We start from the raw sequence: 13940 nt of genomic DNA on the forward strand, positions 1-13940 counted from the left end.
CTCGAGATTAACCACTATGAAAAAACCAACTGTCGTCGTCGCTCTGGGTGGCAATGCTCTGCTCCGTCGTGGTGAGCCCCTTGAAGCGGATATCCAGCGCAAGAACATCGCAACTGCCGCCAAAACCATCGCCCTGATCGCTCAGGAGTACAACGTGGTGCTGGTGCATGGCAACGGCCCGCAAGTCGGCTTGCTGGCCCTGCAAAACAGTGCCTACACCAAGGTCTCCCCCTATCCGCTGGATGTGCTGGGTGCCGAGTCCCAGGGGATGATCGGCTACATGCTGATTCAGGAGCTCAAGAATCTGATGCCGAGCCGCAACGTCACCGCGCTGCTGACTCAGGTGCAGGTTGATCCCAAGGATCCGGCCTTCGCCAATCCGACCAAATTTATCGGCCCCGTCTACGAAGAAGCGGAAGCCCGCACCTTGGCAGAAGAGAAGCACTGGGTGGTCAAGGCTGACGGCAAGTTCTTCCGCCGCGTAGTGCCGTCCCCGCTGCCCCAGCGCATCGTCGAAGGCGACGCCATCGAAACCCTGATTGCCCAGGGCCACCTCATCATCTGTACCGGTGGTGGCGGCATCCCGGTGACCTGGGATGGTCAGAGCCTGACCGGTATCGAAGCGGTCATCGACAAGGATATGTCTGCCGCCTATCTGGCCAAGCAGATCAAGGCTGATGCCCTGCTGATCCTGACCGATGCCGATGCCGTCTACCTGGATTGGGGCAAACCGACCCAGCGTCCGCTGCGAGTCACCAGCCCGGACGAGCTGGCCGGGGTCAAGTTCGACGCAGGTTCCATGGGACCGAAAGTCGAAGCCTCTTGTGAATTTGTCAAAGCGACCGGCGGCATGGTCGGCATCGGCTCTCTGGAAGATGGCCTCGCCATCCTCAAGGGTGAAGCTGGTACCAATATCGTCGCCACCCGTACCGTGAATGCGTAGTTACAAATCTGTACTGAAGAATGCGTAGTCAACACTACTGCCTAAATTGGTCTGAACAAATATAGAGAGAACTCATCATGGCTTTTAATCTGCGTAACCGTAACTTCCTGAAACTGCTGGACTTCACCCCGCGCGAAATCCAATACATGATCGATCTGGCCATCGACCTGAAGAAAGCCAAATACGGTGGCTACGAGCGCAAGCATCTGGTCGGCAAGAACATTGCTCTGATTTTCGAGAAGACCTCCACCCGTACCCGTTGTGCGTTTGAAGTGGCGGCCTTCGACCAGGGCGCGCAAGTTTCCTACCTTGGCCCAAGCGGTTCCCAGATCGGTCATAAGGAGTCCATGAAGGACACCGCCAGGGTACTGGGTCGCATGTATGACGGTATCGAATACCGTGGCTACGGTCAGGAGATCGTGGAAGAGCTGGGTGCCTACGCCGGTGTACCGGTCTGGAACGGCCTGACCAACGAATTCCACCCGACCCAGATCCTGGCAGACTTCATGACCATGCTGGAGCACGGCAAGGGCAAGCGTCTGGATCAAATCAAGTTCGCCTACCTGGGTGATGCCCGCAACAACATGGGTAACTCCCTGATGGTCGGTGCCGCCAAGATGGGCATGGACATTCGTCTGGTTGCGCCGAAAGCCTTCTGGCCGGAAGAGGAGCTGGTTGCCAAGTGCCGCCTGATCGCCGAAGAGACCGGCGCACGCATCACCCTGACCGAAGATGTGAAAGAGGGTGTGCTGGGCACTGATTTCCTCTACACCGACGTTTGGGTATCCATGGGTGAAGCGAAAGAAGCTTGGGATCAGCGCGTCAAACTGATGACCCCGTATCAGGTCAACATGGATGTCATCAACGCCACCAAGAACCCCGATGTGAAGTTCATGCACTGCCTGCCGGCGTTCCACAACGACGAGACCACCATGGGCAAGGAAGTGGCTGACAAATATGGCATGAAAGGCCTGGAAGTGACCGAGGATGTGTTCGAATCCGAGCACAGCATCGTGTTCGACGAGGCCGAAAACCGGATGCACACCATCAAGGCAGTGATGGTTGCTACGCTGGGCGACTAAGGTCGCAGTAGTGGTGCCGGGGGGCGACCCCCGGCTTTTCGACCATGTGACAGCGGCATAATACCTCTAACCCTACAACCCGCAGCCTGCATGGATACCACACCCACAGAAGGAAGCTGGACCATGACCAAATTCAAGTTCCCGTCAGCCTACACGATACTGTTTGTGCTGATCGCCCTGGTGGCCGCCCTGAGCTGGATAGTGCCGGCCGGCAAATATGAGATGACCATGAACGAAGCCCTCGGCAAAGAAGTGCCGGTGGCGGGTACCTACAAGCTGGTAGAGGGCAATCCTCAGGGGATCGTCGACGTGCTGCTGGCACCTATCGATGGCCTCTACAACCATGACACCTATCAGGCAGGCGCCATCGACGTCTCCCTGTTTATCCTGATCATCGGTGGTTTTCTTGGCATTGTGACCAAGACCGGTGCCATCGATGCCGGTATAGAACGTGTTACCGATCGTCTGCGTGGCCGTGAAGAGTGGATGATCCCGATCCTGATGGCGCTGTTCGCCGCAGGCGGCACCATCTACGGCATGGCCGAAGAGTCGCTGCCGTTCTACACCCTGCTGGTGCCGGTGATGATGGCCGCCCGTTTCGACCCGGTGGTGGCTGCGGCAACCGTGCTGCTGGGGGCCGGTATCGGTACTCTCGGTTCCACCATCAACCCGTTTGCGACCGTTATCGCGGCCAACGCGGCCGGTATCTCCTTCACCGACGGTATCTGGCTGCGCGTTGCCATGCTGGTCGCTGGCTGGTTGCTCTGTGTCGCCTACGTGATGCGTTACGCCAAGATGGTGCGCAATGATCCCAGCAGATCGCTGGTGGCTGACAAGTGGGAAGAGAACCGTGCCCACTTCCTTGGCAACAAGAGCGATCAGATGCTGGAGTTCACCCTGACCCGTAAAATCGTGCTGGGTATCTTCGTCGCCGCCTTTGCCGTGATGATCTACGGTGTGGCCGTGCTGGGCTGGTGGATGGCGCAGATCTCCGGCGTGTTCCTGGCTGCCGCCATCATCGTCGGTATCATCTCCCGCATGAGCGAGGAGGAGCTGACCTCCAACTTCATCGATGGTGCCCGCGACCTGCTGGGTGTGGCCCTGATCATCGGTATCGCCCGCGGTATCGTGGTGGTAATGGATAACGGCATGATCACTCACACCATTTTGCACAGTGCAGAAGGGATCGTGACCGGCCTCTCCACCATCGTCTTTATCAACGTGATGTTCGTGCTGGAAGTGGTGCTCTCCTTCCTGGTGCCGTCCTCCTCCGGTCTGGCCGTGCTGACCATGCCGATCATGGCGCCGCTGGCCGACTTCGCCAACGTGGGTCGCGATCTGGTGGTGACTGCTTACCAGTCTGCTTCCGGTCTGGTGAACCTGGTGACCCCGACCTCCGCCGTGGTCATGGGTGGTCTGGCCATCGCCAAGGTGCCCTACGTGCGCTGGCTGAAGTGGGTGGCTCCGCTGCTCGCCATGCTGACCGTGCTGATCGTGGTCTGCCTGAGCCTGGGTGCCGTGCTCTGATTAGTTGACAAGAGAAAGCCGAAAGCGGGAGCCACTGGCTCCCGTTTTTTATGGGCGCAAGTGAAGGTCGCAAATGAGAGGCAACAAAAAGGCGACCTGCGGGTCGCTTCGATGCATTTGGGGGAGGGGGCTTAACGGGCCTGAGCCAGCGTGCGCACCACGGCGGCGTGGGCCTGACGGGTACGGCTGATATGGCGCGGCGCGACCAGCACCACGTCGTTGCCCGCGACGGCGCCCATGATCTCGGGATTGGCGTTGCGATCGAGCAGGCGGGCCACCACGGTGGCAGCGCCGGGAGTGGTGTGGATCAGCACCATCTGCTGGTTGTGCACCACGTCGCGCACCATGTCGTGGATGGAGCGGGTGCTGCCGGCGGGCTCCAGTTGCTCGTCGACCAGGGTGTAGACCTTCTTGCCGTTGGCATTTTGCGCCTTGGCGACGCCGAGACGGCGCAGCAGGCGGGAGATGGTGGACTGGCTGATGTCGGCAAAGCCCCGCTCCGACAGCTCGCGGCGGATCTCTTCCTGGGTGCTGTAGCAGTGCTGACCGATGATCTGGCGACAGGCATCCAGCTGGGCCAGATCGGGCTCTTGGGCAACGGGACGACTGAGGGTTTTGACCACGGCGAATTCCTTTGACTATGACCGGAGGTAAACGCGCGATATCTGCCATAGCAGTCAGTTATCAGCCAAAAACACTGATAATCAATCTATATGCAGGGAATGAACGGGCATTACCATCTTGGGATGGCAAATTATAGCTGACTGGAAATTCGGTGATGTGACAGGGTTCAAAAATGGGCCCCGCAGGGCCCAATCAGATATCAGTCACGCTCGCTGACGATGTCCTGAGTGAAGGACTTCTCACAATATTTGCACTTCATTCGCACCACGCCTTTTACTTCCCGTACCCGGAAGTAGCTGTCCACCGGCTCGTTGTGGGAGATGCAGTTGGAGTTGGGGCAGTGGAACACCCCGGTGATGAACTCCGGCAGCTCCAGCTGGTGCTTCTTCACCACATTGAAGTCTTCGATGATGTTGACGGTCGCTTTCGGGGCGAACAGCGCCAGCTGGTTGGCCTGCTGCTCGGTCAGTCGGGTGTTCTCAATCTTGATGAGATCCTTTTTGCCCAGTGCGCCGGATTTCAGGTTGAAGCCGACGGTGATCCGCTCCTGGGTTTCAATCAGCTGGAACAGCTTGAGGATCTTGATGCCCTGGCCAGCGGGGATGTGATCGATGACGGAGCCGTGACGGATGGCTTCGACTTGCAGTTGGTTCTTGTCAGACATGATATTCCCCTAAGCTCAGACAGTTTCGTTCAGTACCAGTGCCAGCAGCGCCTGGCGTGCATAGACCCCGTTCTCCGCCTGCTGGAAGTAGCAAGCGTGGGGGGTCTTGTCGACCGCGACATCGATCTCGTCGACGCGGGGCAGGGGATGCAGGATCTTCATGGTGGGCTTGGCCCCTTCCAGGGTCGCCAGCTCCAGAATGAACTTGGCGGCCATGTGCTTGTATTCGGTCTCGTCGAAGCGCTCTTTCTGGACGCGGGTCATGTAGAGGATGTCCAGCTCCGGCATCACCTCTTCCATGGTCTGGTGGACGCTGAACTGGATGCCCTTCTCTTCCAGCTCTTCGCAGATGTAGTCCGGCATCGCCAGCGCTTCCGGGGAGATGAAGAAGAAGCGGCAGTTGAACAGGCTGAGGGCCTGGGCCAGCGAGTGCACGGTGCGGCCATATTTCAGGTCACCGACGAAGGCGACGTTGAGGTTGTCCAGACGACCCTGAGTTTCATGGATGGTGAACAGGTCGAGCAGGGTCTGGCTCGGATGCTGGTTGGAGCCGTCGCCGCCGTTGATGACCGGCACGCGGGAGAACTCGGAGGCGAGGCGGGCAGCCCCCTCTTTCGGATGACGCATCACCACCGCATCGGTGTAGGAGCCGATGATCTTGATGGAGTCAGCCAGGGTCTCGCCCTTCTTGGCGCTGGTGTTGCCACCGTCGGCGAAGCCGATGATGTTGCCGCCGAGGCGCTGCACCGCGGTCTCGAAGGAGAGGCGGGTGCGGGTGGAGGCTTCGAAGAAGCAGCTGGCAACCAGCTTGTCTTTCAGCAAGCGGGTGTCGGGCTCGGCCTTCAACCGTTGTGCGGTTGAGACTACCAGTTCCATTTCAGACCGGGTCAGGTCCGTGATGGAGATGACATGTTTCTTGTAGAGTGGATTGGTCATCGTCTGCATTCCCTTTGACATCATTGGAGGTTTTTCGGGCACAAAAAAAAGCCCCTGGAAACAGGGGCTTTTTTTAAAAATAACTGGGGAACATCGGGTCGGAAACCGGAAACAACGGGGCCGCTCTGGTGCGCTCCACCCGTTTGCAAAGCTGTTTTTTTCATCAAAAACGGCATCTTCCTGTCCCGACCTTGTTCAAAACCGGACAGATTATAGGGCTGCATTTTTAATTGTCAAAATTTTATTTTCCATGCCTGTTTTGGCCTGAAAAACGTTTAAGTAGCGGGAACAGGACGACAAATCCACACCCTGTGCGTCTCTTGCAGCGATTCCCCATCGCGGGCCATGGCGCGCAGATAACCGAGTCTGTGGTGCCCCTCCAGCAAACAGAATGGGTGGGGCAGGGGATGGCCGTTCGGGTAGCTGGCTCCCGCCCCCGGCGCCAGCACGATGACCGGCTCGGGCCAGCTCCCTTCGCTCAGCATCTTCTCGCCGAGCCAGGAGCGACGGACATAGCGATTGCTGCGCAGCATCTCGCCCCAGCGCTCGATCACCTCCATATGGCGGGAGTCTATCTGCTCGATAATCTGCGCGGTGGGCCAGCTTTCGCATGCGAACTGGTGGCTGGCGAGATCGATAAAGCTCCAGTTGGACTCAAAACCGCGCCAATGACGGTAAATCCACTGGGAAAGCACATTTTCGGGGATGAAGGGCACCAGCGGGGCGACCCGGGCTAGGTAGTCGGGCAGGGACTCTGTTTTGCGTTCGTCCCTGAAGTTGAGGGGCGCCAGTTGTTGGAGCAGTCGGTAATTGAGCATAAGCAGCCTCCCGGTACCTGCTTTCACCCTACCCCCATTTATGTCCCATTCCTACCCCGCTGAGTCTGGAAATACAGCAAGTTACCCCTCGTTGCTGCACAAATCGGCGCGACTTGTTCGGGATTTGTGCAATCGCATTAAAAGTGTGAAAAAAGCCTTTACCTTTGAAACCCGCTTTGTATACTACGCCTCGTTTGTTGCAGGGGCGTAGTTCCAATTGGTAGAACAGCGGTCTCCAAAACCGATGGTTGCGGGTTCGAGTCCTGCCGCCCCTGCCATTTAATTCAAGAAAAGCCAGCTCATCGAGCTGGCTTTTCGCTTTCTGGCGTTTGCCACTCTCCCCGCTAGCTCTCTTTCTTGCCGTTTGCCTCTGCCACATCTGTCAATTGAGGCCTCTCTACCCCTGTGCTACACCTTGCTTCTTGTCAGATGGTGCCCTGTTGCCCGGCGTCTGTACTGCATCCGGTTGGCCTGAGGCGCTTCAATCCAAGGAGACAGAACGATGAACAAAGCGGTGGAGACTCGTCACAATCACACCCACGCTGGCGGCTGGGTACCCCGGGATCAGGTGCATGTAGAGCGCTGGGTGCAGCGGCTGCGGCAGGCGGTTACCCGTCAGCCCCGTCCGCTGGTGGCACCGATCGCCGAGCTGAAGGCGCTGGTCGAGCAGGAGCCGGCGCTGCATTTGCAGGCGCAGGCGATGTTTGACGAGGCGTGGCAGCACAAGCACAGAACCCCGCTCGGCCAGGTCGAGGTGCGCAGCTTCGAAGAGTTTCTGCTGCTGCTCAACGGCATCATGACCACGGCGCCGGAAGCCTATCAGGATGTGCAGAGCCACGAGCCGGCGGGGCTCATCGGCTTTCCCATCAATGCCCTGCTCAACTGGCCCATGGCGACGGCCGCCGGCTACGGCTTCTTTGCCAACGAGCTGGTGAACCAGCAGCTGCGCAAGATCCTCGGCTACTGGGCCAATTTCCTGCAAAGCCCGGCGTCACGCTATGTGCTGACCGAGTCGGTCAGTCCCCTCGATCACCAGACCCTGATTGTCCCCTGGTTGGGGGACGTGGCGAAACGGGAGATGGTCAAGGTGGCGCAGGGGGCGCTCGGTGCCGGTGACAACCCCACTCCGGACAGCTTCGAGGGGATTTTCCACTCCACCCCGGGGGCCGAATATGAAGGGTTTGCCAGCTGGGACGACTTCTTCACCCGCCGCTTTCGCCCCGGCGTGCGGCCGGTGACGGCCCCCGACGATGACAACGTGATCGCCAACGCCTGCGAATCTGCCCCGCTGCAGGTGGCCAAAAGAGTGCGCCGGCAGGACTCCTTCTGGCTCAAGGGGCAACCCTATTCGCTGGACAACCTGCTCGACTTCGACCCGCGTGCCGCCGAGTTCGAGGGGGGCACCATCTATCAGGCCTTCCTCAGCGCGCTGAGCTATCACCGCTGGCACAGCCCGGTGAGCGGCACGGTGCATTCGGTCAAGGTGGTCAACGGCAGCTACTACCTTGCCAACCGCCATCAGGGTTTTGGCAACCTCGACGGCGCTGACCCGAGCGCCCCCAATCAGTCGCAACCCTTCCTCACCGCGGTGGCGACCCGCGCCCTGATCTTTATCGAGGCGGACAATCCCAAAATCGGTCTGATGTGCGTGGTGCCGGTCGGGATGGCCGAAGTGTCGAGCTGCGAGGTGACGGTGCAGCCGGGGCAGCGGATCGAGAAGGGTGAGCAGCTCGGGATGTTCCACTTCGGTGGCTCCACCCACTGCCTGCTGTTCCGCCCCGGGGTCGAGCTGGAGTTCGACTTCTACGGCCAGCAGCCGGGGCTGGAGGCGACCAACCTGAGGATCAATACGGCGCTGGCGCGGGTCAAATAACCCTGCCACCTGATAGTGCGAGGCCGCCCAAGGGCGGCCTCGCTGTTGTTAATCCTTCAGGGTTGCCGTTGCAGCAGGAGATCCAGATAGGCGCCTTCGATCAACCGGGAAGGATCGATACCGAGGCGCGCCATGATGTCGTGGGCTTCCTGCATCCCCACCTCGAGCGGTTCGTCATCCTCCAGCACCACTTCCAGTTCGAGGAAGTGACCCAGCCCTTCAACCAGATCGAGATGGATCCGGGTTCTGCCCGCCAGAAACAGGGTCCGCTGTTTCCGAACTCGGCCGATCTGGCCGCAAGCCAGCGTGAGCGTTTCCCGCAGATTGTCCGGCTCGCTGGTTGGCGTGATGTGGTAGTAGCTCTCCTTCGGACCCTGTTGATCAGGCCGGCGGTAGAAGATGAGCTGGCCTGCCGAAGGCGAGAGAGTACGCAATTTGAAGCGGCCCGATTCACAGCGGAAGAAGGTATCGTCCTGGGCGATTTCGACGGGGCCCTTATCGGCGATGGCCGCAGCTTTGGGGATAAGGTCATCGACCCCGGCTATTCGGGCTTTGATCTCGATATTTCGTGGCATGGCAGCGGGCTCTCCTTGAAAACGGGATACCCAATCTATCACAGCGCGCGTTGCCGAGAGGGGAGGCAACAGGGTGAGCACCCGTTTGATTCCGGATTGAGGCTCAATCTTTCGCAGACTCCGACAATCTCAATCGCCCTGAATGGCAGGTCAGCTGGCGCCGACCTGCGTCTTGAGAGTTTCCACCAGACGCTGGTGGCGGGCGGGGAGCGGCCACTCGGCGCGGTAGATCAGCCAGAGGGTGTCGATCACCTCGATCCGGCTCTGGATCACCCGGATCTTCTCCTGTTGGGCAAAAGCGGTGACGGCGAAGCGGGGCAGCACGGTAAAGCCGAGGCCTCGGGCGACCGGCTCCAGGATCAGACCGATCTGGTTGGTAAAACCACGCAGCGGGATCTCGTCAAGGCGCTGGCCGGGGTAGCGTCGTCCCAGCAGGCGTTGTGCCATGCTGCGGCCATCCGGGTGATCGATAAAACCGAGTTGGCAGAGGTGCTGCCAGCTCTGCTCCTCGCCATCGTTGGGCACCACCAGACAGAGGGGCTCGCGGGCGAACGGCTCGGCGGCGAGGCTGGGGTGTTCCGGCGGCTGATCCACCAGTCCCAGATCGCTGCGCCCCGCCAGCACCGCCTGCACTATGTCGGGGGTGGGGGCGAAACGGTGCTGGATGGTGAGCCCGGGGTGCTCCTGTTGCTGGTCGAGCAGCAGGGGATAGAGCAACAGACCGATGCTACCCGGGGTGGACAGGGTGATGGTGCCGCTATGGGGATCGTCGTCCGAGAGGCGGGCCCGCAGCTGTTCGGCGGCCTGCTCCTGCTGGCGGGCGAAGTCGAGCAGCACCAGCCCGCGTGGAGTGAGCTCCAGCTGACGGGGCTTGCGCAGCAGCAGGGGGCCGAATTCGGCCTCGAGACGCGAGATGTGCTGACTGACGGCGGCCTGGGTGAGATCCAGCCGATCGGCGGCGCGGGTAAAACTGCCGGTTTCATGCACCACCAGCAGGGTGTGGAGCCAGAGTGGATTAATCATAAATTTAATTTATGCCTTCCATTAGTTTGACCTTATTTTTCATTATGGCGCCTCTTCCTATCATGTCACCTGTTTCCCACACACAGTTTCAAGGTGACTTATGACTTACCCGCGCAACTTCTCCCACATCGGTATCACGGTGACTGACCTCGACCAAGCGGTCGAGTTTTATACCCAGGTGATGGGCTGGTATCTCATCATGCCGGCAACCACCATCACCGAGGATGACTCCGCCATCGGCGTGATGTGCAACGACGTGTTCGGCCCGGGCTGGGGCTCTTTCCGCATCGCCCACCTCTCTACCGGCGACAAGATCGGCATCGAGCTGTTCGAGTTCCCCAACAGCGAGCGCCGCGAGAACAACTTCGAATTCTGGAAGAGCGGGGTGTTCCACTTCAGCGTGCAGGATCCGGATGTCGAGGGGCTGGCGGCGCGTATCGTCGCGGCGGGCGGCAAGCAGCGGATGCCGGTGCGCGAGTACTACCCGGGCGAGAAGCCCTATCGCATGGTCTACATGGAAGATCCCTTCGGCAACATCATCGAGATCTACAGCCACAGCTATGAGCTGACCTACTCCGCCGGTGCATATCAGGGGTAAGTGACAGGCCGCCTTCGGGCGGCCTGCTGCTTGTTGTGAAATGGCTCAGTAGCATGGAATAGCGAAGCGGAACTCTTTGAAAGCAATCTCTGTTGTTGATAGATGTGAAAATATACAGATTCACTAAAGTCTGTTCATGTTGCGGCCGATAGCCCGGATCACACGGGGTTTTCCCTGCCTGACACAACAACAACAAGGATTTGTAGTCATGACCCTCTCTTTGCGCGGCAAGCTGCTGGCCACCAGCCTTGGCGTGGTGCTGCTGATGGCAGCACTGCTAGGTGTAGTGGCATTCCATACCCTCAAATCACGTACCATGGCCGCTATCCAGAGCGAAGCGGTCAACTATGGCCACGCCTACTCGGTGGCGATCGGTGAGTGGATGGAGGACCGTAAGAACACGGTCCATGCGCTGGTCAATCTGATCGGCGATAACCCGCAGGCCGAGCTGGTGCCTCACCTGAAGCAGGCCTACACCTCCGGTGGCTTCGGGCTCGCCTATTTTGGCTCCGCGCAGGGGGTGATGACCCGGCAGGACCCCTCTCTCAACACCGGCAACTATGACCCGCGCGAGCGCCCCTGGTATCAGGATGCGGTGAAGGCGGGTCAGCTGATCATCACCGCCCCCTATGTCAGCGTCACCATGCAGAAGCTGGTGGTCACCCTCTCCGAGCCGGTGCGTCATCAGGGCGAGCTGGTCGGCGCCGTGGGGGCCAACCTGGCGCTCGACAAGCTGATCGACGAGGTGTTGGCGATGAAGGTGCAGGGTGAGGGTTACGCCATGCTGCTCGACAGCAGCGGCCTCATCGTCGGCCATCCGCAGAAGGATCTGGCGCTCAAGCCCATCGCCGAGCTGGCGCCGGGACTCTCTGCCGCCACCTTCCAGCAGTGGGGCCGCGAGAACAGCGAGCTGCACACCGCCACCATCGACGGGCGGGATGTGCTGCTGGCGGTACAACCGGTGGCGGGCACCGACTGGCTGCTGGCCATGGTGATGTATCGCGATGTGCTGGAGGCGCCGCTCAGCAACCTGCTGTGGCAGCTGGTGGGGCTGACGCTGGTGCTGATGCTGGTGTTCAGCGCCCTGCTCACCGCCACCTTCAAATACCTGTTCGCCGATCTCGGTCGGGTGGCGCACGCACTGCACGACATCGCCCACGGCGAGGGGGATCTCACCGTTCATATCGATACCCGCAGTCAGGACGAGGTGGGTCAGCTGGCGCGCAACTTCAACCAGTTCGTGGCGCGGCTGCACGGCATCGTTAGCCGGTTGCGGGATGTGACCGTCGAGCTGGCGGCCCAGTCCCGTGCCCAGGCGGCTGGCGCCCAGGCCCGCAGCCAGCGGGTGCGTCAGCAGCAGGACGAGATCGTGATGGTGGCGACCGCGGTGACCGAGATGGCCTCCGCCACCCAGGAGATCGCCGGTAACGCCGAGTTTGCCGCTACCACCGCCACCGATGCAGTCGCCCTGGCGGTCGCGGGTCAATCCCAGGTTGGCCAGAGTCAGCGCAGCATTACCGGTCTGGCGGACGAAGTGGCCGATGCCAGTCAGGTGATCAACGAGCTCGACAGCCATGCCCAGAAGATCAGCGGCATTCTGGCTACCATCAGCGGCATCGCCGAGCAGACCAACCTGCTGGCGCTCAACGCCGCCATCGAGGCGGCCCGGGCCGGTGAGCAGGGCCGTGGTTTTGCGGTGGTGGCGGACGAGGTGCGGGTGCTGTCGCGCCGTACCCACGACTCCACCGACGAGATCCAGCAGATGATCGAGACCCTGCAGCAGACGACCCGTCGCGCCGTGGGCGGCATGGAGACCAGCCGTCAGCTGGCGGGCACCAGCGTGGAGGATGCGGAAGCCGCCAACCTGAGCCTTGGCCGGATCAACGAGGCGATCGGCTCCATCAGCGACATGGCGACCCAGATCGCGGCGGCGGCCGAGGAGCAGACCTCGGTGACCGGCGAGATCAGCCGCAATACCGAGAATATCCGCCACGTCTCGCAAGAGCTGGCCGAGCAGGCGGGCAACGAGGCGGCGCAGGCGGCCGAGCTCAAGTCGCTGACCGAGCGGCTGGAGCAGGAGATTGGCCGCTTCCGGCTCTGATCCTCCGCCAACTCTCCATGCAAAAGGGCAGCCCGCGGGCTGCCCTTTGTTATTGTCGCTGACCGTCAGGCGGCGCTCTCCAGCTGTGCCAGATGGAAGGCGCGCCAGTTGCCATCGGGCAGGTAGTGTTTGCCCTGCTGCCACTGGGGATCGTGCTGCACCACGTAGCGGTAGTGGTAGGCCAGCTGCTGGCCGACATAGCGCCCTTGCTGCGGGTCGAAGATCTCCACCTCGACAAGCTGGCGCAGATATTCGCTCTGCGGATCATCCTCGCCGTGGAAGTTCTCCATCTCGTCGAGCGCCGCGATGGCGGCGGGGAAGTCGTCCAGCACAAACAGCTCGCCATAGACCCAGTCATCACCCGGCAGCAGGGCCGGATAGCCCTTGTGCTGCAGGTGATAGAGGGCGCCGCGCACCCGGGCGCGTCGTGGCGGCTGGCTCACATAAGCGGCCAGATAGCGGCGGTAGTTGAAGAGCCCATCCATCAGACTGCCATAGACGAACAGCGGGCGTGGCTGGCAAAGCGTCATGAAATCTCGCCACCCACGACCTTGAGGTCACCATCCTGTTGCAGCACCACCGCCTCGATGGCCAACGCCAGCGCACGGGTGATATCGCTCATGGCGAGGCAGGGCTGGTTCACCTTGTCCGCCACCTGTTCGGTGATGTAGGGGACGTGGATAAAGCCGCCGCGCACCGCCGGGAACTGCTGTTCGATCAGGTAGTGCAGCTGATACATGATGTGGTTGCAGACGAAGGTGCCCGCGGTGTTGGAGACCGCGGCAGGAATGCCGTTCTCCTTGATGCGCTGCACCATCCCCTTGATGGGCAGGCGGGAGAAGTAGGCCGGAGCGCCATCGGCCTGAATCACTTCATCGATGGGCTGCTGCTGCTCGTTGTCGGGGATGCGGGCGTCATCGAGGTTGATGGCGACCCGCTCCGGGGTAATGGCGAAGCGACCTCCCGCCTGACCGACGTTGATCACCACATCCGGCTGGTGCTGATGCATCAGCTCCGCCAGCAGGGTGGCCGATTTGCCGAACACGGTGGGGATCTGGGCCTTGATCACGGTGGCATCCAGAATGGTGTCCGGCAGGCGTTTTACTGCCTCCCAGGCCGGGTTGATGGGCTCGCCGCCAAAGGGGTCAAAACCGGTAATCAGAACTTTCATCATCT

Annotated in this window: 14 protein-coding genes and 1 tRNA gene; 7 read left to right on the forward strand and 8 right to left on the reverse strand. The window is 60.7% G+C overall.

Translation table 11 applies throughout. The annotated features are described in order from the left end of the window. The first annotated feature begins 16 nt into the window (after positions 1-16). The 3 genes from arcC (at position 17) to LG31_RS0112460 (ending at position 3552) form a co-directional block, all read left to right on the forward strand. Positions 17-943, forward strand: a complete 927-nt coding sequence (gene arcC, locus LG31_RS0112450; RefSeq protein ID WP_005356275.1) for a carbamate kinase — start codon at positions 17-19, stop codon at positions 941-943. A gap of 77 nt (positions 944-1020) precedes the next feature. Beyond that, a complete protein-coding gene (gene argF, locus LG31_RS0112455; RefSeq protein WP_033114793.1) occupies positions 1021-2025 on the forward strand; it encodes an ornithine carbamoyltransferase in 1005 nt (334 codons plus the stop codon). Positions 2026-2148: 123 nt separating this feature from the next. After that, complete coding sequence (locus LG31_RS0112460; protein WP_033114794.1) at positions 2149-3552, forward strand: YfcC family protein; 1404 nt, start codon at positions 2149-2151, stop codon at positions 3550-3552. A 131-nt stretch (positions 3553-3683) separates the two neighbouring features. Here the strand turns inward: LG31_RS0112460 and LG31_RS0112465 are convergent, their stop codons facing one another. From LG31_RS0112465 to LG31_RS0112480, 4 genes are all read right to left on the reverse strand, one after another. Beyond that, positions 3684-4175, reverse strand: a complete 492-nt coding sequence (locus LG31_RS0112465; protein WP_033114795.1) for an arginine repressor — start codon at positions 4173-4175, stop codon at positions 3684-3686. Positions 4176-4375: 200 nt separating this feature from the next. Further along, a complete protein-coding gene (gene pyrI / locus LG31_RS0112470) occupies positions 4376-4840 on the reverse strand; it encodes an aspartate carbamoyltransferase regulatory subunit (RefSeq protein ID WP_033114796.1) in 465 nt (154 codons plus the stop codon). A gap of 15 nt (positions 4841-4855) precedes the next feature. Beyond that, complete coding sequence (pyrB, locus tag LG31_RS0112475; protein WP_033114797.1) at positions 4856-5776, reverse strand: aspartate carbamoyltransferase; 921 nt, start codon at positions 5774-5776, stop codon at positions 4856-4858. 275 nt (positions 5777-6051) lie between these two features. Further along, on the reverse strand, positions 6052-6594 hold the full coding sequence (locus LG31_RS0112480) for a hypothetical protein (protein WP_033114798.1): 543 nt from the start codon (positions 6592-6594) through the stop codon (positions 6052-6054). A gap of 201 nt (positions 6595-6795) precedes the next feature. Here LG31_RS0112480 and LG31_RS0112485 point away from each other — a divergent pair. Together LG31_RS0112485 and LG31_RS0112490 are read left to right on the forward strand one after the other, a co-directional pair. Beyond that, positions 6796-6872 (forward strand) — tRNA-Trp (locus LG31_RS0112485). A gap of 224 nt (positions 6873-7096) precedes the next feature. Beyond that, positions 7097-8467 (forward strand): phosphatidylserine decarboxylase family protein, encoded by a 1371-nt coding sequence (locus LG31_RS0112490; protein ID WP_033114799.1) that lies wholly within the window; start codon positions 7097-7099, stop codon positions 8465-8467. A 56-nt stretch (positions 8468-8523) separates the two neighbouring features. Here LG31_RS0112490 and LG31_RS0112495 read toward each other — a convergent pair whose 3' ends face one another. Both LG31_RS0112495 and LG31_RS0112500 read right to left on the reverse strand, forming a co-directional pair. Continuing rightward, positions 8524-9042, reverse strand: a complete 519-nt coding sequence (locus LG31_RS0112495; RefSeq protein ID WP_033114800.1) for a class IV adenylate cyclase — start codon at positions 9040-9042, stop codon at positions 8524-8526. Between the two features lie 150 nt (positions 9043-9192). Further along, on the reverse strand, positions 9193-10065 hold the full coding sequence (locus tag LG31_RS0112500) for a LysR family transcriptional regulator (RefSeq protein ID WP_033114801.1): 873 nt from the start codon (positions 10063-10065) through the stop codon (positions 9193-9195). 100 nt (positions 10066-10165) lie between these two features. Here LG31_RS0112500 and LG31_RS0112505 point away from each other — a divergent pair, with 100 nt between their 5' ends. Both LG31_RS0112505 and LG31_RS0112510 read left to right on the forward strand, forming a co-directional pair. Beyond that, the gene (locus LG31_RS0112505; RefSeq protein ID WP_033114802.1) at positions 10166-10663 is read left to right on the forward strand and encodes a lactoylglutathione lyase family protein; all 498 of its coding nucleotides are present in this window, start codon (positions 10166-10168) and stop codon (positions 10661-10663) included. 208 nt (positions 10664-10871) lie between these two features. After that, positions 10872-12764: a methyl-accepting chemotaxis protein gene (locus LG31_RS0112510; RefSeq protein WP_033114803.1), complete on the forward strand. Its 1893-nt coding sequence runs from the start codon at positions 10872-10874 to the stop codon at positions 12762-12764. A gap of 65 nt (positions 12765-12829) precedes the next feature. Here LG31_RS0112510 and LG31_RS0112515 read toward each other — a convergent pair whose 3' ends face one another. Together LG31_RS0112515 and pcp are read right to left on the reverse strand one after the other, a co-directional pair. Further along, positions 12830-13294, reverse strand: coding sequence for a gamma-glutamylcyclotransferase family protein (locus LG31_RS0112515; protein WP_033114804.1), 465 nt, complete (start codon positions 13292-13294; stop codon positions 12830-12832). Further along, a complete protein-coding gene (gene pcp, locus LG31_RS0112520) occupies positions 13291-13938 on the reverse strand; it encodes a pyroglutamyl-peptidase I (RefSeq protein WP_274518919.1) in 648 nt (215 codons plus the stop codon). Before pcp ends, LG31_RS0112515 begins: the two co-directional genes overlap by 4 nt. Positions 13939-13940: the final 2 nt, after the last annotated feature.

The organism is Aeromonas lacus (genome assembly GCF_000764665.1).
In the GTDB taxonomy this organism is placed as follows: Bacteria; Pseudomonadota; Gammaproteobacteria; order Enterobacterales; family Aeromonadaceae; genus Aeromonas; species Aeromonas lacus.